Here is a 25,462-nt window from a genome sequence, read left to right on the forward strand (position 1 = left end):
TTAGCATCCTATCCAACAAAAATCATAAAGCGAGATTGGAGAGAACGGATGAAGCCACATTCCCTGCCCGCGCGATTTGCCCTACTGACCCTGACCGCTGCTCTGGCCGCCTGTGGTGGTGGCGGCAGCGGTGGTTCCAGCAACGACCAGCCGCCACAAGGCGGGGGCGAAACACAGCAGGACACGCGACCAGATAAGTTCGCCTTTACCGCCGTCTCCGATGCCGAAATGGGCACCATCTACACGTCCGATGCCATTACTGTCTCCGGCATTAACGCAGCGGCCAATATCAGCGTTAGTGGTGGCGAGTACTCGGTAAACAATGGGGATTTCACCAGTGACGCGGGTACCGTGAATAACGGGGACACCGTCTCCGTTCGCATCACCACCAGTACCGAATACAGCACCGCCGTCACTGCGTCACTCACTATTGGCGGCGTAAACGCAGACTACTCGGTGACAACCATGGCAGAGCCTGTGGAACCCGAGCCCCCAACTGGTGATGTGGTAAAAATAGACTTCAACCTGAATATGCGTCACACAGTCGGCGGGGAGTCAAAATTTGATCGGCGTAAGTTTATTACCGTGCATGCGTCAAACACCGAGAACGATTGGTTTGGTAGCAACTCACAAAGTGCTGGCGCCCCCAATGATGACCCGGATCTTATGACCAGCTTTCTGGAAGGTTATGATGTGTATTTCGGGCGCGATACCGGCGGTATGAAATGGCAATTAAGCCAGCTTCCGGAAGATGGCACCCGTCCCGGCTTTATTGACGAAGGAGCAGCATCCACCAACGGCGGCAATGCACGCTGGAACTACACCGAAGGCACGACGGCTAACGCCGCACTGGCGCGCAAGCACGAACACCGGGCAACGGACATGATTGTCGGCGGCCAGCAGCACCCGTACTGGCCCAACGGTGACGACGTGGGCATGGGCTGGTCATTCTCCCAAACCGACACTGAAGAGGAACCACTGGGCACAGCGGTCGGCCACTATATGGCGAACTACCTGTACGAGTATTTCAATCGCGGTAGCAATGACAGCTACGGCCAACCGAAGCCCGTATTTCTGGAAGTAATGAACGAGCCGCTCTATGACCTCGTTGACTATCCGAAAAATAAAGACGCTGGTACCACACCGGAAGACGTATTCAAGTTCCATAATGCAGTCGCGAATGAAGTGCGAGCCTACCGGGATCAGTGGGGCCTGGCCTCCCACGACAATGTACTAATCGGCGGCTATACCGTGGCTTTCCCGGACTTTGAAAAGGACAATTTCAACCGCTGGGAAGAACGGGACAAACTGTTTATTGATATCGCCGGTGCAAACATGGACTTTCTGTCCGTGCATTTTTATGACTTCCCAGCATTCCAGGGTACCCGGCAACTCCGCCGCGGCAGCAATGTGGAAGCCACCTTCGATATGCTCGAACAGTACAGCATAATGGTCACCGGCGAGCGCAAACCCTTCGTGGTTTCCGAAATTGGTGCCACTGTGCACAGCATGATGAATGATCCCTGGAGTCCGGAGCGAGACGGCTACAAACTGCGTGCCCTTAACGGTCTGACCATGAATATGCTGGAGCGCCCGGACCAGATCCTCAAATCCATTCCGTTTGTCACCATCAAAGCCGAATGGGGGCGCACAGAAGTGCCCTACACCAATCGACTGATGCGCCAAAAGTTTGAAGCCGCAGGAGAAACTGGTGATGCCTGGATTTACACAGAGTTAGTAAAATTTTACCAACTCTGGTCCGACGTAAAAGGCACCCGGATAGACAGCTGGGCCAGCGACCTGGATATTCAGGTAAACGCCTATGTAGACGATAAAACGGCCTACTTGGTGCTAAATAACCTGGAACAGGAAAACACCGAGCTAAACCTGGCGGCGCTGGGCACCGATGGAAACAGCCTGCAAAGTGTCACCCTCAAAGAACTCTATTACGACGCGGACGGCAAGCCGGTACTGGATATAAGTGACAGTACAGAACTGCCACAAATGTACACACTGCAGTCCGAAGCAACGACCATTCTGCAATTGACTTACACCAACCCCATTACCATTGATGGCGATGGCACAGAAACAAAATACTACGCCGATACATACAAACAGCCCATCACTGCCGATGCCAAGTTGCAGTTCGCGATCAACGACGTAGTGGTTGGCGATGCTGGTGAAGCGGTACTACGCCTGGGCATTGGCCGCGAGCATGGAAAATCCCTGACACCGAGCGTTACAGTGAACGGCAATGCGCTCACCGTACCGGAAGATTACCAGGGGTACGATCAGTACTACGGGGGTAAAGGCCGCGCACAGTTCTTTGGAGTACTCGAAATTCCCGTGGATCTCGAATACCTGAATGAGGACAACACCGTAGAAATCGTGTTTGAGGACGAGGGGGGCTTTGTAAGTACGGCAACACTACAGGTATTCAATACCTCCTCAGCACTCGTGCGCGGCGCCCGTGAATAATTCAAATTTATAAACAAAAACAACTACGAGCTTTTTCAGCTTTCTTTTCACCTTCTTCAGGCCGGTGGCCTCCTACCCCGGCCTGTTTTTTATTCCCCCTCCACTTCTCGAGAACTAGAGGCAGTTCTCATCCCCGCAAAAAACATGGGCGAATTCCACGACAATTCCAACCAGACATATTGTCGATTGTTAACAGTTTATTGTTTAATAAATGTGACGGCAGATATAACGCTAACAAGCGCCGCACTCCCGAACCATTCATAACAAACGGTTTTCGCGGCAACTGCAGTCGATCTGGAGCCACTCACTGTGTGCTCCGCCATTCCGAGGTACCGGCGGAACGCCTGAGCGGTTCAAAAATAATAACGACACCCGATGTACCGTGTCTCAATCTCGGAGCAAGCGATGAAACTCCCCTACCCCAGGCGCCCACTGGCACTGGCACAATCTGTGCTGGCCGCTGGTATCGCCTTCAGTACGGCAGCGACTGCGGCGGATTACCGCATCGAGGCGGAAGCCTTCAATAGCGTAGGCGGCACCTACGCCGATGGACAGCCGCAAAAAATCAGTGTTTACACTGTAAACGGCGTAACCGCCATCAACTACGTCAACAAAGGCGACTACGCCGAGTACTCCCTGCAAGTCGCCGAAGCGGGTACGTACAACCTACAGTACCTGATTGGTACCAGCGTAGCCTCCGGTGCGGAAATTGATTTCCAGATCGGCACTGGGTCCAGCTGGACCTCGCTGGTTAAAAAATCCGTTCCCGTAGGCCACTGGGATAACTTCCAGCCTCTCGATGCCGGTAACATTTCCCTGCCGGAAGGCACAGTCAATCTGCGCGTGGTCGGCTCTGGCAGTAACAACTGGCAGTGGAACCTGGACGCATTGGAGCTGACCCAGGTCAACACCGGTGGCGGTTCCAGTAGCAGTTCCAGTAGCGGCGGCAGCAGCAGTGGCGGTGGTAGCTTCGACCTTACTGTGGAAGCAGAGAGCTTCTCCCAGGTCGGTGGTACTTATGCCGATGGCCAACCGCAAAAAATCAGCGTTTACTCCGTAAACGGTGCGACGGCGATCAACTACGTCAACAAAGGCGACTATGCGGAATACACCATTTCCGTTCCCCAGGCCGGCGACTACGACTTGACCTATTTCGCAGGCACCGCGATTAACGGCGGCCGCATTGATTTCCAGCACAACAGCGGTGGCAACTGGCAGACTCTGGCACAAACCAGTGTCCCCAACACCGGTTGGGATAACTTCCAGGCGCTGGCCGGTGGCCGTGTCTATCTGCCCCAGGGCACTCAGCAGATTCGCGTGTACGGCGGTGGCGCCCACGACTGGCAGTGGAACCTGGATCGCTTTGAGTTGAGCTATGACAGCGCGGGCTCCGGCTCCAGCGGCGGCTCATCGTCCAGCTCTTCCAGTTCTTCTTCCAGCTCAAGCTCATCCAGTAGCTCCAGCTCCTCTGGTGGTAGCAGCTCAAGCTCTTCGTCCTCCAGTTCGTCTAGCTCGTCCTCAAGTTCCGGCGGCTCCAGTTCCGGCGGCAGCAGTCCCGGTAACGGCAGCCCCGTTTCCGGCACCTTCACGTTGCAGGCGGAAGCGGCGCATGCAGTGGGTGGCGAGATAGATACCTACGCCATCAACGGCGGCACGGCGGTGAACTACTTCAATAGTGGCGACTATCTCGAGTACAACCTGACACTGGATCAATCCGGTCTGTATCGCCCGAAGTATTTTGTCGGCACCGCCAACACTTCGGGCACTGCGGTTGGCTTGATGGCGACTGACCACGAAGGCGAGTTGGTAGTTAAAAATACTACCGACGTCCAAAGTCAGGGCGACTGGGACACGTTCTATCTGCTCAATGCCTCCAGTGAAGTCAACCTGTTTGCCGGTGACCTCACCATCCGTATTTACGGTGCGGGCAGCCAGGACTTCCAGTTCAATATCGACTACGCGACTTTTGAACGTGTGGGCGACGCGGATCTGGCACTCGATGGCGACGGCGACGGCACCCCGGATGTATCCGACCAGTGCCCGAGTACCGACCCGGCGGAAACGGCCAACAGCGTAGGCTGTGCGCCTTCTCAGCTGGATACCGATGAAGATGGCATTACCGACAACCTGGATCAGTGCCCCACGACTGCGGCCGGTGAATTTGTCAACGCCGTTGGCTGTGCCAGCCCGGGGGGTGACGATGACGACTTCGACGGTGTGATGAATAGCGCTGACCAATGCGCCAATACCCCGTTCGGCCAGAATGTTGATCCGTCCGGTTGTAGCGGTTTTGCCGACAGCGACAACGACGGCATTGCCAACAGCGTAGACAACTGCCCGGCCACACCCGCGGGGGCGTTTGTCAACGAGTCGGGTTGCTCCGCTTCGCAAGTAGGCAACAGCAATAGCGCAACGGTAACCGTCAACGCCAACATCAAGCACAGTGTGAACGGCGTGTCTGACTTCGGGCGCAATCGCCATATCACTGCGCACACCACCATTTACGAGAAAGATTGGGACGGCCACGCCGACAAACTCAATTACCTCGTAAATACCCTGGACGTTACCCTGGGTCGTGATAACGGTACGGCCTCGTGGAAATTCCGTGATACCAAAGAGGATCCAAACAAGCCAAGCTGGCCCGATATGGATTACATGGTGGACCGTGGACAGGAACTGCGTGAACTGTACGAAGGCAATCCCTTCTACAAGCGCTTCGATGCGGAAAGCACCGAGCTGATCGCCGGCACCAATCCGCACCCCACTTACCCCACATTGAGCTGGTACGAAAATGGCAAAACCTGGCACAACTGGCAGCCGATGACCATCGAGACTTCTGCTGCCTGGATGGGCCAGTACATGAAACACTACTACGCCAACTCCAGTAACGGTTATCTCGGCGATCCAATGCCGAAATACTGGGAAGTGATCAATGAACCGGACATGGAAATGAAAACTGGTAAGTTCATGGTCACCAACCAAGAAGCATTGTGGGAATACCACAATCTGGTAGCCCAGGAAATTCGTTCCAAACTGGGTAACGAAGCGCCCATGATTGGTGGTATGACCTGGGGCCAGCACGACTTCTACCGTCGCGATGGTATCTCTCGCTATGGAGACAATGCGTACGATCAGTGGATCACCGCAGAAGACCCTGCCGAAGAAGCCGCAGCGGAAGAGTTTTTCCGCAATGCGATGGCCACTACGGTGGATGATACCCGTGCACAGGATTGGTATCAGTGGGACGTAATGTGGAAAGGCTTTATGGACGCCGCCGGTCACAACATGGATTTCTACGCAGTACACGTCTACGACTGGCCAGGTGTCTCAGATGATTCTACGTCACGCCTGCGTCGCAACGGCCATCTGCCCGCCATGCTCGACATGATGGAATGGTACGATGTGTACAAAAACGGGCAATCTAATCGCAAACCGATTGTGCTGTCGGAATACGGTTCGGTACAGGGCGGCTGGGACACCCTTGCCCACCACCCGCGATTCGAATCGGAAGTATTGAAGTCCTTCAACGCCATGCTGATGCAGATTCTGGATCGCCCGGACTACGTCATCAAGTCGATGCCATTCACACCGGCAAAACCTCTGTGGGGTTACTATCCGGGTGGTTGCGGCTATGAAGAACCGCGTACCTGTTCCGCAGCCTACCACTACAGCCTGTTGATCGAGCCGGTACTCAACCAGGGGAACTGGCAGTGGTCTGACTACATTAAGTTTTTCGAACTGTGGGCAGATGTAGATGGTACTCGGGTCGATAGTGTTTCCAGCGACGCCGACGTTCAAGTTCAGTCTTATGTCGATGGCAATGAACTGTTCGTAATCGTCAATAACCTGGAAACCGTAGACACCACCGTAAACCTGGACGTAGCCGGCCTGGGCGGCGCGCAGCTGCAGAATGTTGAAATGCGCAATATGCGTTTCGATAGCGGCTCAGATACCCATGTCGATCGCCAGCATATGAAGCAAATGCCGAGCAACCTGACGCTCGCTGCAAATGCAACTGTTGTGCTGCGCTACACTCTGGGCAACAACATCGCTGTTAATCAGTCCATGAACGAGAAGAAGTACTTCGGTAACAGTGTCAGCGGTGGAACCGAACCACACCGTATCTCTGTCGCCGGTGGAGCAAAAACTCTGCAGGTTAACAACGTGACTGTTCCTGCAGGTTACGCAGAAGCGCAACTGCGCCTCACCGTGGCACTCTACCCTGGTGAAGACGACTCTCCAGACAGCATGCTGCAAATCGATAGCCTGACGATCAATGGCCAGACCGTTGAAACACCGCTGGACTGGCGTGGACGCAAGCAGAACTCTACCGAGCGTTACTTCAACACCCTGGAGATTCCCGTTCCGACTGACGTACTGCAGGCCAACAACACCATCAGCGTCGACTTCCGACACAATGGTGAGTTGACCGTCGCCAACCTGGTTGTCAAAGACTACAGCACCGTGCCGGTGCGCAACTAAGTCTCCTTGACCCCAAGGTAAAACGAAAAACCCCGCCCTGGTAACAGGGCGGGGTTTTTTAATAATCAGAAAACGTAAAACGTAGAGTTCGCCGGAATTTATTCGATGCCTTTCCCAGTAGCGGCCCAGTAAATCCCCCCATACAGGTGCGACAGAAACATAGCGTTACCGTAAGACGCGGGCAAATGGCCGAGGCCAGTATAAAATGCCCGACCTCCGTCGTATTGCTGGTACCACGCAACCGGATGGAACTCCCCCATACCGTCGGACTTCACATCACCCCATGCGGCCTGCGCCTTGTAGGTAGTCTCATCCACCGACAAAAGGTAATTCAGAGCGTCGCTGTGTTGAGGCCCGTAAGTGTAATACTCCTCCGTCCACAGGAAACGGGCGGGCATATACTCTGCACCCGGAAAGCCCGCCTCCAGCACATCCACTTTCGCGGACTGCACTGCCGGATGAATCAGAAAATTCCGCCCAACCAGGCCCCGGTACCAGGACCAGTCGTACTCGGTATCCGCCGCCGAATGCACACCTACATAGCCGTTGCCGGAGCGGATAAACGCCTGAAACGCGTCCTGTTGCCTTTCGTTCAGCACATCACCGGTGGTCAACAGAAAAACCACCACATCGAATTGCTTCAGGTTATCTGGCGTAAACGCCTCACTATCGTCCGTGTGCACCACCTCGAAATCGTGTAAACGGGAAAGTTCCGTCACCGCCGTAACCGCTGCCGGAATACTCTCGTGTTGCCAGCCCGCCGTTTTGGTAAACAGCAGCGCCTTGAACTGAGCCGCGGATACTGGATTGGCAGCCAGCAGCGCGAGTAAGGTTACCGTCCGCTTCAATGTCGACTTTCTCATATTGATATTCGTAACCACTCAGAGTAAACGCTGTTGCATCTGCTGATCCGCATAATCCACCGCCCGCGCGGTGAACGCCATAAACGTGATCGAAGGGTTCACGCAGGATACAGACGAGAAGGCTGCACCATCGGTAACAAATAGATTCTTCACATCGTGACACTGGTTCCACTTATTCAGATATGACGTTTCCACCGAATGCCCCATACAGGCGCCGCCCATTTCGTGAATGGCGCCACCGGGAGGTGCCTCACCCTCAAACGGGCGAATATTCTGTAAACCAGCCGCTTGAAGCATTTCAGCGGCGGTGTCACTCATATCTTTCACCATGGCGCTCTCGTTTGCTCCATAGGCAACATCCGTCACCAGAATCGGCATGCCCCAACGATCTTTCTTACTGGGGTGGAGGGTAACCCGATTTTCGTACCTCGGCAGGCTCTCACCAAAACCCCACATGGTGAAATACCAGTTGCCCGGTTGACGCACCTTCTCCTTGAATGCCTTGCCAATGCCTTTCCCGTTCTTGGCCCAGTGCCAGCCAGCGCGGCTGGCCCCGCACTGGAATCCGTACCCGCGCTCAAAGGCACCGTGCTTTTCGCGAATATTGCGGAACCGAGGAATGTACACACCACCGGGACGCCGGCCCTTGTAATAGTCTTCGAGATAGCCGGGCACCATGCCTGAGGCCCCGCCGCCGCCACAGTGATCCATAATATAGCGACCCAGCAGATCAAAGCGGTTACCAATTCCCTCCGGGAAAGTTTCAGATTTGGAATTCAGCAGTATCTGCACAGAGGCCAGGGTGGAAGCACACATAAACACCACGCGCGCGCCCACCTGCTTGCGCTCGCCACTGCGCATATCTATATAAGCAACCCCACTGGCGCGCCCGGAATCCTGATCGTAGAGCACCTCCTGAACCTGGGCATTCGCCACCAGCGTCATATTCCCGGTGCGCTCGGCGGCCGGCAGTGCCGCAGAATTGGACGAGTAGTAGGCACCAAATGAACAACCGCGAGGGCACTCACTACGGGCCTGGCATTGCACCCGCCCCAGTTCCAGGTGCTGCTTCTGAGGCTGCGTGAGATGCGCGACCCGCGCGGGGATAAAATGACGGTCGGGAAAGGTTTCTTCGATCTTCTTTTTCATATCCCGCTCCACCACATTGAGCGGCAATGCAGGCAGAAACTTGCCGTCCGGCAGAACATCAAGTCCTTCATAGCTTCCGGAGATTCCCACGAACGGCTCCACCCGGTCGTACCAGGGTTCGATATCCTCGTAGCGCACCGGCCAGTCGATCCCATTGCCGTCCAGCTTATTGGATTCAAAATCCAACTTGCTCCAGCGATAACTCTGGCGCCCCCAGATCAGCGACTTGCCACCAACCGTCGCACTGCGGTACCAGATAAACGGCTTCTTCTGCTCATAGGGATGATCACGATCATTGATCAGATGATGGCGGGTATAATCGTTGTAGATATACATATCCTTCTGGATATGCTGCTCCGCCTTGAACTCCTCAGGAACATCCCCCCGAAATGGCATCTGCCAGGGCGCCTTGCCCTCGGTTTTATACTGCCGGTGTTTGACCATCTCGCCCCGGTCCAATACCAGGGTTTTGTAGCCCTTTTCACAAAACTCTTTCGCCGCGTAACCGCCGCTCATACCGGACCCGACGACGATTACGTCATATTCGGTGTTGCTCATTATTATTTTCCTTCAAACCTAAGGGGTGTTACAGCCAGGCGCGCCCTACTTCTGCCAGCTTGATTTCTTTATAGGGGCCTGGAACCGGGTCGTAACGCAGTGCCTGGGTGGCGCCGACTTGGGAGGTGTAATAGCCGATTACGGTAAGTTCTTTGAGTTGCTTGTAGGCAGTGTTCTCTTCGGAAGTGCCAAGCCGGTCATCCAGAGACTTAATTTTTTCTGTTTTACGTTCATCGGATAATGCCAGAAACTCATTTATTGATTGAGCGCACAAGCCCCTCAATCCGTCGACAAATAAACTTCTTGCCTTGGATTCCAGATATTCGCTCAGGTAAAAATCGATATACTCCGGCACCCCTGCCTGACTGGCCGAGGGTGTATCTGACTGAGGAATAATAATATCCGAGACCTGAGAAACGAACTCCAGTTCATCTGGACCTAGAAAGCCGGAAGGTTTCCCGGAAATGGCGAGCGCAGCATCCAAAGCTGCAACATCATTGACGAGCGCGCCATACCCAAGCACAGCCGAGATATTGATCAGAAAGTGTCTTCTCTTCATACAACCACCAGAAAATGGGTAAAAAAAAGCCGCGTCTGTTTCCAGACGCGGCAAGCAATGACAATCAATTGAAGAGAGGACTTAGAAGCGCGCCTGGACACCAAGACGGAACGCACGGCCAGTCTTGTACTCGGTCACGGTACGCGCTGTAGTCGCGTCGCCATCGAGCGGATTGCCTTCATCGTACAAGACCGTTTCGCCTGCACCATTTACATCACCCAGATCCATAAAACGGCTGGTGAAGTAAGTACGAACTTCACTATCTGTCAGGTTTGTGGCCTGGAAGTAGATATCAAAGTTATCGTTCAGCGCATAAGTGGCAGAGAAATCTAGAGTATTGCGACCTTCCTGCCATAGGGCACCATTGTTCCAACTACGCTGTGCAAGCTGATCAGAAGTACCTTGATACGCTAAGCGCAGTTGATGCCCGTTCTGCTCCCAGAATACCGTTGCGTTATAACTATGCTCAGGCGTATAGGCTACTTGCAGTTCAGGTAACGTTACATTCGGATCAAGAGAAGAAACTTCCTGATCGTAGGCACTATCCTGATAGGTGTAGTTAAACATGGTACCGAGACCGGAAAATACGCCCGGAAGCATGTCGTAAGTCTGGGTGTACTGGAATTCAGCGCCGAGAATTTCCGCACCTTTACCATTCTTTATCTGTGTAGTCTGGAACTGGGCACAGAGCTGGCTCAAATCATCTGAATAAACCCAGTCTTCCGCAAGCTCAGGGAAATTCAGGATCCGACGGGGCATACAGCCTTCCAAATCATCCGCTGTCTTGATCAGGCTCGCTGCGTCGTAGGGCTCACCATTCTCATCCAGCCCCAGATCACGCAAGTCATCGAGATAAGTCACAACGGTTTGAGATTCTTCGAAGTTCGTCATGTCTTTATAGAAAAGACCAGTGGCAAACATCGAATTTTCCGCAAAGTACCACTCAAACGACAGATCCAGGTTATTAGACTCCAACGGATCCAATTTGGTGTTGGTCAGAGTTACAATATTCCCTGGGCGATCAAAACCACCCCATACGCTTTCGGTAACCTTGAAGCCGGGACGTAAGGAGTCGATCTGTGGACGTGACATAGTCTTGGACAGCGCCAGTCGACCTACCATTTCATCGTTGATGACGTAATTCAGGTTCAGACTGGGGAGCAATACGTCATAGGTATGCTCATCATCCACCGCGAATGCTCGTCTACTCAGATCATCGGTCGGGAGCAGCTGGCCATTTTCATCGTAACGTCGCTCACCGTATACGTAATACTGTTCAGTAGAGAGGTCAGAGTGACGCCATAACCACCAGTTGCTCGCCGGAGCCCCAGTTTCAGGATCACCTTCATACGCTCCGGGATAAAATCTTTCCGCACGCGGATCGTAGCAAGCACCTTGATCTGGTAGCGGGGTATCATCTTCCTTAGTCGCAGTACCTTTGGTGTCATATCCCTGGCCATCGACACGTCCCCAGCGAACTTCTTCATCCCAGTTGGCACCATACCAGACAGGATCTGCACACGTCGGGAGTGATGAATCTCTGAGTTCTGCGAGCTTTATCGGGTCAAAGGTTCGACCAAGATTAAATGGGTCACTCTGGAAGTTCACGCCGGAATAGCCATTTGTAAATACGTCAGTCTGCACATAGCGCAAACCAACATCACCACTCAGCTTTTCATCCAGGAAGGAAAAATCTGCTTTAATGTAGAACGCCTGGTTATCAAGCTCCGCAAAGCGCGTTTCAGTATCGTCCGGAACAAAATGGGCATCAGCATTACCCTGCGCAACTTCAAAAGCTTTTTGTGCCGAAATTGTGGTCCAACCGTCAGTTATATTGTTGCGACCAAAACCAAGGGACTCCATAAAGTCATTAGCTGGGAATTCGCCAGACTGGATTAAAGAACCGGAAATATCCTGGAGCCCGTTAATAGTAGCAATGCGTTGCCCTGTTTCAGGGTCCACAATAACAACACCTTCTCCTACTGAGAAGAAAGCACCGGCCTGGTTATCAACAAATTTTTCACGATTAGAGAACTTGGCACCAAACTCCAACTGGTGAACACCAGCAAAGTCAACATCCCAGTCAACATCAAAATAGGCGGATTTCTGGGTATCTTCTACCGCGCGAACCGTACGGGCGAGATAAGAAAGATGTTGAGACCCGAGGTCATCAGGGTTAAAGCCGGTTGTCGAAAAGTTATCCCAAACTGCACCAGTGTCAGGGTACTGGGTTATTCCCTGATCCACTTGGCCGGTACCACCGATCAATTCACACACACCTGAAGTACAGTCAAATCCAACCGGCTCAAGCTCCTCAGGAGTAGCATGCTGCATCACCCAGGCATTGATATTTGCGTAGTTCTGCAGGTTGACGTACAGAGACTGGTCTGGAATTTGCTCAGCGCTGGAGTAACCCACACCACCGGTAACCACAATGGAATCACCGATTTCGTGAGTAATATCAAATGAGGCGATTTTATTTACGTTGGAAAACTTGTTTTCGGATTGAGAGATATCGCCCAATGCTGCACGGTTGAGCATTTTGGTAAAGGTTCGGGTCTCGGTATCGTAAACGTGCCAATTTTCCTGAGGGTCACTATACTCTGCAGGATCCAGGCCCATTCCAGGGGTGGAGACTCCCTCGACCTTGTTAGCAAAGTCGCCAATACGTGTACGGATACTGTGCGTAGTGGCCTCAATATCCTGCTTGTTCCAGCTCAGATTGGTGTTGATCTCTGTGGCATCAGTGGCCTGCCACTGCAATGCAACGTTCACACCTTGGCGATCGCGCTGGTTCTGTGCCAATTCTAAATTGGAGAAGGACGGTACAATACCCGTTACATCATTAACAATATTGCCGTTCTGATCGCGTGCAATTCGCGAGGTGTACGAAGTGAAAGTTTCCGCGCGGTACTGATCTTTCCGTCCAGAGTCGGCTTCATCAAATGCAGTTACCAGTACACCCAAGGTGTCATCGAAAAATTTTCCGGTGTAAGTCTGGGAAATCTTATGGCCTTGATCATCTGCGAGATCATTATATCGCCCCTGTGCATTGATATTCAGCCCCTCACCGACTTCCAACGGTTTGGCAGACACCAGGTTGATATTCGCACCCAGGGAACCTTCGTCGTGGTCCGCACTGGGAGTTTTCACAACTTCGATTTTGGAGAGGATATCTGCGGAATATGCAGACAGATCCACCGCCTGACTGAAATCAGTCGCGCCCAGCTGCACACCATTCAAACTGATATTGTTCTGCTGCGCATTCGCGCCGCGCACGGTGATGGTGGTGCCTTCACCGTCAGCGGTCTGCATGGAAACACCGGTCACGCGGGACAGGGCTTCTGCAATGTTCTGGTCGGTGGTTTTACCGATGTCTTCGGCGTTGATGGTGTCCTTGATGTTGCCGCCGTAGCGCTTGTCATCAATGGATTTTTCAATACTGGCACGAATACCAGTCACCTGAACTTCTTCAAGCGCCTCGTATTGGCTTTGTTCTTCGGCTGCATCTTCCTGCGCAAATGCCTGGCCGCTACAAACGGACAATACGGCAACTGACAGTGCAGACATACGGAAGCGATTACGTACAGTGGACGTAGACATGGCTCACTCTCTCCATCGGATCGCATTTTTATTATCAATTCGGCATTCACTGATACCGCTAGTGGCGCCGCCCCTAGATTTCGAAAGAAGACCCGGTTTTGTTATCTAGTGGGTTTCTTCCATCGATGGCTTAATCATCCATCAACCCCGGAAACCATGTCAACTGTTGATTGTTAACAATTTAAATCCGTTGTTTAATGATTAGTGAAGGGGGCGACAGCCGACAGATTGAGGCGATCCAACCCAAAATCTTTCAAACTATTGTTTTATAAGTACTTTTCAACAAACTGCTCATATGTTCGCAGCCCGTTGTTGACAATTTACAAGGTCGCTCTAGGGGAGTAAAGGTGCAATCCTCTCGCCCCTGGCACTCACCGCGCAAGCGGCAAGACTTAACTGTCATTACATCATTTAGTGGCACAAATTGTCCCAGATGGCGCGTATAAGGCAACGTATAAAGGTGACTGCTATGACAGATCTGGTAATTCTGGGAGAGAGCATGGTGGAGTTCAGCCAGCGGGAGCCCGGGGTATTCCAGCAATCCTACGCTGGAGACGTGCACAGCGTGGCAGTCTATTTCAAGAGACTGACCAGTCCCGGTGACCGGGTGCGCCTCATGACCGCGGTGGGGCACGATGCGGCCAGCCATGGGCTGGCGAATGCCCTGGAGCAGGAATCCATTGATACTTCACTGCTTTTCCGCCACCCCACCCGCCAGTTGGGGCTGTATATGGTCAATACCGATAACCGGGGTGAGCGCAGCTTCAGCTACTGGCGATCGGACTCTGCAGCCCGGGAGGTGATGCCACTGTTCCGCGAGGCCACCCAGGTGGCTGGGGATGGCGGTTACCTGCCCTGCGGTATTGCCCCGCGCCCAGACCTGTTTTTCTTCAGTGGTATCTCTCTGGCCGTATTGACCCCAAATACCCGCCCCGCGTTCTGGGAATTTCTGGAGCAGCTGCACGGCGCCGGCACCCGCATTGTGTTTGACCCGAACTACCGCCCCAAGCTGTGGAGTTCTGTAAAAGAGACCAGAGCGGAGTACGCGCGCGCCTTTGAGTACGCGCACCTGGCATTACCCGGTATTGAGGATCTGTCGGCCCTGTATGGAGTGAAGAGCTTTGACGGCGCCTGCGATTTCCTGAATGGCTTTGATATCGAAGAGCTGGTGATCAAGGACGGCCCCAATGGAGTCTGCTACCGCGGGCCGACGGAACATTTTGTGGAGCCGGTTACGCCGGTTACCCAAGTAGTAGATACCACCGCAGCCGGGGATTCATTTAATGGCTCCTATCTCGCCTACCGCAGCCTGGGCTTGAGCCCGCGCGACGCCATTGCGCTTGCGGCCAAAGTGTCTGCGCTGGTGATTCAACACAAAGGGGCGCTGGTGGATGCCGAGGTTTTCCACCATTCAATAACAACTCCTTCACCCTGCAAATAATAAATCCGATCGAGAAAACGGAAACCTGACCATGAAAAGAAGAAGCTTTCTGAAGCTCGGCTCCGGTGCCGCTCTGGCACCGGCCATTTCCCCTTCCCTTGCGGTTGCCATGGCAGCGGCGCGACCGAAGCTGGTCGAAACCACGCCACTGGGCAGCTTGCCACGTGGTACTCAACACTGGCTCGGCGGCCACTTCTGGGGCAACCGCCTGCAGGACTGGCAGTGCCACAACGGGCGTCTGGAGTGCCTGCAAGGGGACAAAACCTTTGAGGTACGCACCGCTGCCCTGCTGACGCGCGAGTTGATAAACACCCACAAACCCGGCCGTATCCGCGCCCGCGTCGGCCTGCTGACACCGGACGCCAAAGGGTTTTGCGGATTTCTACTGGGCGTCGGCGCCGGCGAGCTGGATTACCGGGGCGCAGCGCTAGCACAGCGCGCTGGCGGCACCAACGGCGGCTTTATGGCAGTGCTGGATGAAAGCGGCAATCTCGGCTTCCGGGATTTTTCCGACCAGGACAACAGCATGGGCTTTACCCGGTTGGAGCGGGAAGGCAGCGTGAGCATCGCGGAAGTCGGCCAGCGGGAGATTCTGCTGGACTGCCATATCGACCCGGTGGCTGATGGCCGGTTTGATGTGCGGCTGGTAGCGAGCGATGCACAGAGTGGCGAGGAGTTCGGATTTGCGGTACACACCGAGGTTCCGGCAAAGCAACTGACCGGCGGCATTCTGCTGGTTTCCTCCCCGCCCACGAATGCTGCCGGTGCACGCTGGTGGTTTGCGGATATCGAAACCGGTGGGGAGAAAATTGCCGAGCACCCACAGCGCCAGCTCGGGCAGGTGATGGGTTGTATGCACAGCCTGAACTGCAGTAATGATCAGGCGGTGATGAAGCTTTCCGCCCAGTTTATGCCGATTGATCTGACGGCGACTTCGAGCGCTATCCTGGAGTATCGAACGGTTGGCACGAAACAGTGGCAATTGGGCGCCGAGCGACCCATCGAGGACGGCTATGTTGCTGCCTTCCGTATCGCCGGTTGGGATGCGAGCGAAGACCACGAATATCGCGTGCGATTTGCCAATGACGAAGCGGCGCTTTATTCCGGCACCATCGCCCGCGATCCTGGCCAGTCCCGCCCGCTTAAAATCGCGCTCTATTCCTGCATCATTCCCACGGCTAAAAGCCTGGATGAAACGGAGTTCAAAAAGCATATTCCGGAAGAACGTAGTCTCGGGCGCTACACCAAGGACAGTATTTTCTTCCCGCACAAAACCCTGGTTTCCCACTGCGACAGTCATCTACCGGACCTGTACGTGTTTGCCGGGGACCAGTACTACGAGACTTTCCCCACCCGCTACGGCCGCGATACTCCCCAGGCGAAGCTGGATACCCTGTACCGCTGGTACCTGTGGTACTGGACCTTCCGCGAATCCGTGCGCAACCGCCCTTCCATTGTGCTGGTAGATGACCACGATGTTCTGCAGGGCAACCTGTGGGGTAACAAGGGCGACGCCACCGGTGGTCCTCGTGAGGAAGACGGTGGCTTCAAGCACGATATCGAGCTGGTAAAAATGGTGTACCGCATTCAGAGCAGTCACACGCCGGACGCCTATGACCCGACACCCATTCGCCACGGGATTCCTGTGACCTATACACACTTTGTTTACGGTGGCACCAGTTTCGCGATGGTGGAGGACCGCAAGTTCAAATCCGCTCCGGACTATGAGGCGAATCGATTGACGGTTACCGGCGAGTTGCTGGGGCAACGGCAGGAGCAGTTCCTGCAGGACTGGGCGCAGATGGACCCAGGCCTGCCGAAAATCTGCCTGACGGCCTCTATCTGGGGTTCACCGAAGACGGATGAGGAAGGCAAGGGGCTGATTGATTACGATGCTAACTGCTATCCCCCCGATGGGCGTACCCGTGCGGTGAAGCTGGTGGAAAATGCGAAGGCGCTGGTGCTTGCGGGGGATCAACATCTGGGGTTGGTAGCGCGGCAGTACAGTGGCGCATTCCCTGTGGGTGATGAGAACGCGGGAGCATTGTTCTTCTCAGGGCCTGCTTCGGCGGCGTTCTGGCAGCGCTGGTTTGAGGGTTTTGGCAAGCTGGAAGGCCGTTACGGTGACGATCCCAATACGGGGAATTTTACCGATCCGTTTGGAAATAATATGCGCGTACTGGCGGCGGCGAATCCGAAGATTACCCACGCGGAGTTCAGCGATGACAATACGACCTGGGGTAAGTTTGTTTCCGATCGCAATCTGAAAAGTGAGGGATACGGGATTGCGGTAGTGGATCATTCGGAAGGGCAATATCGGCTGGAGTGCTGGCCGTGGGATGCCGATCCAGCACAGGACCGACAGTTCGCCGGATGGCCGCAGGTGCATCCGATTGAGTCTTTAAGTCGCCGCGAGGCATCTGGTTAAGGGTTTTTAACAAGCCCCGTGGCGCCGGCGCCACCGGGTATTGCTTTGCAAGACACGCCGTAAACCCATCCATGGGGGCTCTTCTAAAACGTCCCTGTTTTAGAAGGTCTAGCAAAGCAATACCCGGTGTCACCGTCTTCACATTTGACTGTATACTACTTACGGCTATTTTTTTTTCGTATTTTTTACCGCTATCAACTTCCGCACCTGCCCCAAAGAGGCCCCCAACCAGTAAGCCGCCTGCAAATACCCATGTTGATGGAAGTGTACGAGCTTGTCCGCTTCGAGCTTCTGCAGTTTTTCTTCATTGACCGTATAGAGGCCTTCGTAACGCTTCTGTTCGCCACTGGCGAACTGTACGTTGATATGGGCGGGTTCGATCAGGTCGTTGTCGGCCAGAGTTTTGAGGAATGCTGTGGTGGATTCCATACCCGCCATCAATTGCCCCATCAGGTCGCTGACCTGCTGCATGAATGGGGTATTGTTGCCTTGCTCGTCGAACAGGCGCTCGCCCTCCCCTCCGTTTTCATGAATCCGTTTACTGCTCAGGTCCAGGGTAATGACCGCGCCTTTGTCCTCGCCGGCGCCGGCCTGTGGATTTTTGTAGCCGACCATAAAAGGCTGGCGGCGGATGTGCATGGGAATGTATTGGGCATCCCAGCTTTCACCGTTCAGGTAGAGGTTTTCTCCCGGTTCGAAACCCAGCAATGCGCACAGGGAGAACTGGCCGTTGCTGGGGTCTTTGGTGATGCAGACCGGGTATTCGAGCACTAGGTTGCGCAGCTCGTTGGCCACTACGGGCACCAGGTGGGTGGCTTCGCCGTATTCGGCGCCGCGCTTGGTAACGACGGTGAGGTTGCGGTGGCTTTCGTTGTTGAGGGCAACCACGTTGCTATTTTGTGGGTTTGCTTGGGCGCTCATGGGTTTTCTCTCCTTCAGATTCTTTGCAGGCCGTGTTGGCAGATTTTGTTGATCAGGTCCCGGTGATTATCCAGGCCGGCGAGCATCTGCTGTGTGGCCTTATGTTTTTGCTGTAACAACTGCTGTGCCTGCTCCCGATACTGTTTCGACAGGCCGAAGGCATTGGGTTCTGTCTCGAATCCCATTCCGTAAAGCACATACTGGTAGCTGGCTGCGGGGAAGACTTCTACCGCGCGGTCGAAGTCATCGTGCCACGGGGGCTGGTAGCGCCACAAGGTAAGTAACTCTTTCAGGCTGTCTGGGATAGTTTCGGGGTCGCAATTGTCGAGCCAGAAACGGCTGTCGGTGCGTTTGGTGAGTACATAGTGCAACTTGAGAAAGTCGATAATACGGTCCCAGCGGTACAGGAAGGTATCGTTGAATCGCCGTGCCACGACATCCATTGCAGCCCGGCTTACGGGGAACTGCTCGGCAATCATGTTCGCAGAGATTTCTACCAGTACCAGCGCTGAGGCTTCCAGCGGTTCCAGGAAGCCGGCAGAGAGGCCAATGGCGACACAGTTGCGGTGCCAGAATTTTTCCCGGTGGCCGGGCACGATGGGGATTTTGCGTACCCCCATGCTATCCAGCTCTGCCTCACTCAGGTTCAGGTAGGCGGCGAGCTCGCGGTAGGCTCCAGTTTCGTCGGTGTGTGCACTGGAAAATACATGCCCTACTCCACGACGGCTCTGCAGGCCAATATCCCACACCCAACCGGCGCTCTGGGCAGTTGAGATGGTGTGGGTGGCAATGGGGCTTCCTTCGTCCTCGTAGGGGATCTGAACCGCCAGCGCGTTGTCGATAAATAGCACGTCTTTGCAGGAGCGGAACGGCACACCGTAGTGATCACCAAGCAAGCGCGAGCGGAAGCCGCTGCAGTCGATAAACAGATCACCCTGAATATCGCCCGCAGTCTCTGTCTGCAGGGACTCAAGATCGCCGCTCTCCAACTCGGTAACGCCGGTGACATCCGCCAGGATATGGCGCACATGCAGATGTTCTGTACAGTGTTTTTGCAGGAAACCCGAAAACTTACCCGCATCCAGGTGGTAGGCGTAGTTGGCAACGGCGGCGAATTCCGGGGTGCCGATCTGTTTCGGCGCCCGGTTGTGCTCACACAGGGCTTCCTGCGGGCACACCATATCGGAGAAAGATTGATTCCGGTCGCCAGACAACCACTGGGGAGCGAGATTGAACTGATTGAAGTTCTCCGGCAGTACTAGTGGGTGGTAGTAAAAATCGTCCTCAGCACCCGTGGTCCAGCGCGCAAATTTTGCGCCCTGCTTGAACCCCACATTGCACTCGCGAATGAAGTCGGTTTCGCGGATCCCCATTTTTTTAAGGGTTGTACGCATGGTGGGCCAGGTACCTTCGCCGACACCGATGGTTGGTACATTTGGCGATTCGACCAGAGTGACGCTAACCGGATTGGCATGGTCTCTGTTAAAGCGTGCAGCGAGAGTGCCCGCAGTAATCCAGCCTGCGGTGCCACCACCGAGAATCACGACAGATTTTATTGGATCAGTCATTTCTGACCTCTGGTTTTTCTTTTCTGAAAACAATTTTGAAAACTGCTGTTAAAACAAAGAGGGCCGCCACATATGTGGCAGCCCTCCCTGGTACTACTTGAACAATCCAGCTCTCACTTAGAACTTGGCACGTACGCCGATGTTGTAGCGAGCTCCGTATTGTTGGGCGCTGACGAGCTGGTTGGCGAAACGGCCGTGGCGACGGATGGTTTCTTCACCAATGTTCAGCCCCTCAAAGAAGACAGTAATGTCGTCGGTAACGTTGTAGCTGGCATTCAGGTCCCACTGGCCGTAAGCCTCATTGAATACCGGCTGACCGCCAATTTGAGATTGGCGCGTATCCAGCAGGAAATCATCCCGCCAGTTGTAGGCCAAACGCGCCTGGAAGGCATCTTTCTCATAGAAACCAATCAGGTTGGCGGAGTCACTCATACCGGTCAGAGCGAAGGTGTTCTCATTGTCATACACGTCGTAGCCAACGTCGCCGTCTACGATTGTCGCATTGAAAATGGTACCGAAGCCGCTGTCACCAAACATGTGCTGCACGGCAAACTCCCAACCGTATACTTCAGCATTTTCCATGTTGCCCGGGGTCGCTACTGACCAGGTGATAACTGGGTCACTCGCCGTACCCAGACACGCGGGATTGACACCAGAGGAATCAGGACAGCCAGGACGCGGGTTGGCACTCGGATCGGTGATCGGGTTGCCATCCACATCGTAGATTACGCGGTCTTCTGTAGTCGCGCCGATAAAGTTCTCCACGTACTTCTTGAAGAAGCCCAGAGAAACATAGCTACCTTCGTCGTAGTAATACTCTGCAGAAAGGTCGAAGTTATCGGAGGTAATGGGCAAAAGTCCCGGGTTACCCTGGGATGCATTGAACGGACCACCGGGACGAGATACATCCAGAGAGGTGGAGGGAAACATCGCAGAGATATCCGCACGACTCAGAGTACGGCTGTAAGACGCACGCGCGACGATGTCGTCGGTCAAATCAATGCTGGCATCCAGATTCGGCAGGAAGCGGGTGTAGTCACCTTCCAGGGTATCTGCACTGGGCATGTCATCGTTGACTTCGCGTAGCTCTTCATCGTGCCAATAACTCAGGCCAAGAATACCGTTCTGAATGGAGGTACCGACCACTTCAGTATCCTCAAAACGCAGGCCAGTGTTCAGGCGCACCGGGTAGCCGTTGAATTCAGTTTCGAAGTCCATGGCAACGTAAGCCGCCAGGGTTTCTTCACTCACTTTGTCGAAAGTTGGTGTAGCTTCGTAGTACTGCTGGCTCGCTTTTACTGCATCAATGAAGTCGGACGCCTCATAGTCGCCCAGCAGCGGGAAAAGCCCGCTGTTGTTGCCCATCTGGTCACCAAAGTCACTGAGATCTTCAAACTTGATGCCCAGGGCTTGGAGATCACCCAGGTCTACGAAGGCGAAAGACTGGCTTTCATACACATCCACCTGGTAATCGGTGCTTGCTACACCGAACTTGACGGATTTCAGCGCACCGTCATCCAGGTTTTCCCAGGTACCACTGAGATTGAACTGCTGAATATTGTTCTCGATTTCATAGCCCCGCTCCTGGAACAGGTCAGACACGATATTGTCTGGTGCGAAAGCGCCACCAGCCAGGGCAGAATCGTCAAAGCTGATACCGGGGAGGCCGCTACTATTGGAAAAATCCGCCTCTATATTTACAAGCTTGCCGGGGTTTTTGGTATTGGCGATGGTTTCCGCCGGAACACCTCCCGGCTGGGATTCTGAGGTGGAGTCGTGCACGTCCAGTGCAAAACTCAGTGAGTCGGTCGCATCCCATTTGACATTCAGGCCGACAGAATCGTTTTCCGTAACGAAGTCGTAGTTCCACGCCCAGAAGTTCAGTTCGTCGTTCTGTACGCTCGGGTTGATTACGGTACCGTTGCTGTCCGTTACACCTGTAGAGCTGTCAAACCACACACTGGTGCGGTTCATAGAAACCTGCTCGTCGTATCGGGAAGCGGTGTAATCCAGAGTTGCGGTGACGCTGTCGATCGGCGCGAATTGCACAACAAGCTGGCCGTTCTGGCGTACGCGATCGTGGTCGGCAACATCTACGTCAAAAGTCCAAGGGGCCCAGTAAGTGCCTTCCGGGTTTTTACTGCGATCGATCGCAGAGGTATCGGCGGTACCGTAATTCGGGACCCAAGCCTGGGTGCCAACGGCTTCGCTGCGGCTGTTGCGCTCGGCGTGGGACACAGCCAGCAGCACACCCAACTTTTCTTCAAAGAAGGTGGCGCTCACCATGCTAGCGATTTCTGGAGTTACAGAATCGCCCTTCTCGACGCTGGTATCCATAACGCCCTTCACACTCGCGCTGGCGACAAAACCGTCGTAATCGAAAGGGCGCGCGGTCTTGATATTAATGGTGGAACCGATACCGCCAGAATACACATCTGCTTTACCGGTCTTGTATACCTCAACGCCGGATACGCTCTCCGCCGAAATCTCAGCGAACTTAAAACTACGGGTAATACCTTCCGACTGCAGTGCAGTGGAGTTCGGCATCTGGCGGCCATTCAGAGTCACCAGATTATAGTTGGGGCCGAAACCACGCACGGTAACCTTGTTACCTTCGTTGTTGCTGCGATCAATGGAAACGCCGGTGATCCGCTGTAGGGACTCTGCGAGGTTGGTGTCTGGGAATTTACCGATGTCTTCCGCGGAAATGGCGTCCACCACGCCGGCGGAATCACGCTTGATATCCATGGCATTGGTGAGGGACTGGCGGATACCGGTCACGGTGATCACTTCCAAGGTTGCGTCACCATAGTCCGTCGCTTCTTGAGCCTGCAAATTCACACTCGCAGCCATCACAGCAGCTGACACCGCGCTCAAGGTAAAGCGCTTGTTATAGATAGGCATTGGATGCTCTCTCTCCATCTGGAGGCTCGAAGCTCAGACCTCACACCACACGGGTGACCAAGCATCGAGCGCTTATTTGTTATTGAGTTGAACCTTCCGATGCGGCCCGCGCGGCGATGAATGAATATCGCGCCTATCGCAGACTGCGCAGCCATCCTGTGCGCCCCACCACGCAATGTCAATAGTTAATTGTTAACAAAGAACGGTGATTGCGGTAAAGTGCCCGGGAATAACGATAAAAAACCCAAGGAGAAAAAAGCGATGAACCGTTTAACTATCACCCTGCTCGCATCCCTGCTGGGCACGGGAGCAACCGCAGCGGACTGGGATGGCATCCCGGTACCGGCAGACCCAGGTGAAGGCAATGTTTGGGAGCTGCACCCGCTTTCCGACGATTTCAATTACGAGGCCCCGGCTGCCGGTAAAAGCACGGCATTTTACGAGCGCTGGAAGGAAGGCTTTATCAACCCCTGGACCGGGCCGGGCCTGACCGAATGGCGCCCGGAATACTCACTGGTCAGCAATGGCCGCCTGCAGATCAAATCCGGCCGCAAACCGGGCACCAATCAGGTGTATCTGGGCAGCATTACCTCAAAGACCACCCTCACCTATCCGCTATATATGGAAGCACGTGCCAAACTGAGCAATATGGTGCTGGCTTCCGATTTCTGGCTGCTGAGTGCGGATTCCACCGAAGAGATCGACGTGATTGAGGCCTACGGCAGTGACCGCCCGGGGCAGGAGTGGTTTGCCGAGCGCCTGCACCTTTCGCACCACGTGTTTATCCGCGAGCCATTCCAGGACTACCAACCAACCGATGCCGGTACTTGGTACGCCGATGGCAACGGCACCCGCTGGGCCGATGGCTATCATCGTGTCGGGGTTTACTGGCGTGACCCCTGGCATCTCGAGTACTACGTGGATGGGCAGCTGGTACGCACGGCGTCCGGGCCCGACATTATCGACCCCAACGGCTTTACCAACGGCACCGGCCTGAGCAAACCGATGCACGCCATTATCAATATGGAAGACCAGAGCTGGCGCTCCGACAACGGCATCACCCCTACAGATGCCGAGCTGGCCGATCCAAATCGCAATACCTACAACGTGGACTGGGTGCGCTTTTATAAGCCAGTGGCGACCGGCGGCGGTTCCAGCAGTGGCGGCAGCAGCTCTGGTGGTAGTTCAGGTGGCAGTTCCGGCGGCAGCACAGAGGGCGACGTGACCACCGTTGAGTTGGGAGATTTCTATAGCACCGGGAAAGACGGGGCGAGCGTGTCCGGCGATACGGTCCCGGGCTTCAACCGCAACGGCAGTAATATCAATTACAACACCAGCGGCGACTGGGGCGATTACACAGTCACCCTACCGGAAGCCGGCGATTACCGGGTAGAGCTGGTCACTGCTTCCCCCATGACCGGCGAACTGGGTGCAGAACTGCAGTTTAACGGCAGCACACTCGTAACGGCGCTCGGTAACACCGGCGGCTGGGAGTCGTACCAGGCCTTCCAGTTTGCGCAGACTGTATCGGTCAGTGCTGCCGGTGACTACGGCTTCAGGGTGAAAAGCATCGGTACCAGTGCCTGGCAGTGGAATGGCGATGCCATCCGCTTTGTAAAACAGTCCTCTCAGCCACCGGCGGAATCCATCACACTGGAGCTTTCGGACTTCGTCACCACCGGCAAAGTCGGTGCAGCGGTAGCCGGTGATACCGTGATGGGCTTCAACCCCAATGGCAGCAATATCAATTACAACACCAGCGGTGATTGGGCCGAGTACCAGCTGGATGTGACCACCACTGGTAGCTATGTAATCACCCTTGCCACAGCAACCCCAATTTCCGGTGACGTAAACGCCCAGATTTCCATCAACGGGCAAACAGTCGGCACTCTCGCCATCAGTAATACCGGCGACTGGGAAAGCTACGTAGACTTCGTCCTGCCCTCCCCGGTTACCCTGTCCGCGGGCACGCACACGTTACGTGTACAAAGCAGTGGCAACAGCGCCTGGCAATGGAATGGTGACAAGGTGACGCTCACTGCGGATTTACGATAATCTTACCTAGCACCATTCGACCTATTTCTGTTACTAGTAACAGAAATAGTGGCTAGTATTTTCCGCAACAAATACTAAGTTAATTGGATTAGTTCAGATATGATCTGGACTAATCCTGCTGAAGCCATGGGCTCCGAAGCCTTTACAGGTTTTTAGTTCGCGAATTAACCATTATGGTCTCTACAGAGCAGCCCGAGCAGGAGCTGGAGGACTGGCAGGGACTGAGCGCCGTGAACAGTCGGGGGAAAAAATAACTGCCGGGTTTTCTGCTCCCTGGGTGACGATAAGTCGCCACCCGCGTGCGTTCCAGTGTGTCGTACGGACGTTGTTCTGGCTAATCGGGACCCTTGGTCATGCCGAACTGAACCCCCATCCCAATCACGATTGCCTCGCCATGCCGGCCGCCCATTGCAAATAGGCGCCGGACACTGACCTGTTGATATTGCCCTGAAC

At 54.4% G+C, this 25,462-nt stretch carries 12 protein-coding genes; 5 read left to right on the forward strand and 7 right to left on the reverse strand.

All coding sequences use genetic code 11. The annotated features are described in order from the left end of the window. Positions 1–48 precede the first annotated feature (48 nt). The gene (locus tag C3938_RS01655; protein WP_105101538.1) at positions 49–2,478 is read left to right on the forward strand and encodes an agarase; all 2,430 of its coding nucleotides are present in this window, start codon (positions 49–51) and stop codon (positions 2,476–2,478) included. Between the two features lie 405 nt (positions 2,479–2,883). After that, a complete protein-coding gene (locus tag C3938_RS01660) occupies positions 2,884–6,960 on the forward strand; it encodes a carbohydrate-binding protein (RefSeq protein WP_105101539.1) in 4,077 nt (1,358 codons plus the stop codon). A 98-nt stretch (positions 6,961–7,058) separates the two neighbouring features. Here C3938_RS01660 and C3938_RS01665 read toward each other — a convergent pair whose 3' ends face one another. From C3938_RS01665 to C3938_RS01680, 4 genes are all read right to left on the reverse strand, one after another. Next, positions 7,059–7,823 carry a ThuA domain-containing protein gene (locus tag C3938_RS01665; protein WP_105103158.1) on the reverse strand — a complete coding sequence of 255 codons (765 nt, stop codon included), beginning with the start codon at positions 7,821–7,823 and terminating at the stop codon, positions 7,059–7,061. 18 nt (positions 7,824–7,841) lie between these two features. Then, complete coding sequence (locus C3938_RS01670; RefSeq protein ID WP_105101540.1) at positions 7,842–9,530, reverse strand: GMC oxidoreductase; 1,689 nt, start codon at positions 9,528–9,530, stop codon at positions 7,842–7,844. Positions 9,531–9,558: 28 nt separating this feature from the next. Next, on the reverse strand, positions 9,559–10,089 hold the full coding sequence (locus C3938_RS01675; protein ID WP_105101541.1) for a gluconate 2-dehydrogenase subunit 3 family protein: 531 nt from the start codon (positions 10,087–10,089) through the stop codon (positions 9,559–9,561). Between the two features lie 81 nt (positions 10,090–10,170). Continuing rightward, on the reverse strand, positions 10,171–13,692 hold the full coding sequence (locus C3938_RS01680; protein WP_105101542.1) for a TonB-dependent receptor: 3,522 nt from the start codon (positions 13,690–13,692) through the stop codon (positions 10,171–10,173). Between the two features lie 469 nt (positions 13,693–14,161). Between C3938_RS01680 and C3938_RS01685 the strand changes: the two genes are divergently transcribed. Continuing rightward, positions 14,162–15,133 carry a sugar kinase gene (locus tag C3938_RS01685; RefSeq protein WP_158681516.1) on the forward strand — a complete coding sequence of 324 codons (972 nt, stop codon included), beginning with the start codon at positions 14,162–14,164 and terminating at the stop codon, positions 15,131–15,133. A gap of 31 nt (positions 15,134–15,164) precedes the next feature. Continuing rightward, positions 15,165–17,561 carry an alkaline phosphatase D family protein gene (locus C3938_RS01690; protein ID WP_105101544.1) on the forward strand — a complete coding sequence of 799 codons (2,397 nt, stop codon included), beginning with the start codon at positions 15,165–15,167 and terminating at the stop codon, positions 17,559–17,561. 165 nt (positions 17,562–17,726) lie between these two features. Here C3938_RS01690 and C3938_RS01695 read toward each other — a convergent pair whose 3' ends face one another. The 3 genes from C3938_RS01695 to C3938_RS01705 form a co-directional block, all read right to left on the reverse strand. Beyond that, positions 17,727–18,482, reverse strand: coding sequence for a SapC family protein (locus C3938_RS01695; protein ID WP_105101545.1), 756 nt, complete (start codon positions 18,480–18,482; stop codon positions 17,727–17,729). Positions 18,483–18,496: 14 nt separating this feature from the next. After that, positions 18,497–20,050, reverse strand: coding sequence for a tryptophan halogenase family protein (locus C3938_RS01700; protein ID WP_105101546.1), 1,554 nt, complete (start codon positions 20,048–20,050; stop codon positions 18,497–18,499). 117 nt (positions 20,051–20,167) lie between these two features. Continuing rightward, the gene (locus C3938_RS01705) at positions 20,168–22,954 is read right to left on the reverse strand and encodes a TonB-dependent receptor (protein ID WP_105101547.1); all 2,787 of its coding nucleotides are present in this window, start codon (positions 22,952–22,954) and stop codon (positions 20,168–20,170) included. Between the two features lie 261 nt (positions 22,955–23,215). On the opposite strand from C3938_RS01705, the gene C3938_RS01710 reads away from it, so the two are divergent. Next, on the forward strand, positions 23,216–25,009 hold the full coding sequence (locus tag C3938_RS01710) for a carbohydrate-binding protein (RefSeq protein WP_105101548.1): 1,794 nt from the start codon (positions 23,216–23,218) through the stop codon (positions 25,007–25,009). The last annotated feature ends 453 nt before the right edge of the window (positions 25,010–25,462 follow it).

This window comes from Microbulbifer pacificus (genome assembly GCF_002959965.1).
In the GTDB taxonomy this organism is placed as follows: Bacteria; Pseudomonadota; Gammaproteobacteria; order Pseudomonadales; family Cellvibrionaceae; genus Microbulbifer; species Microbulbifer pacificus_A.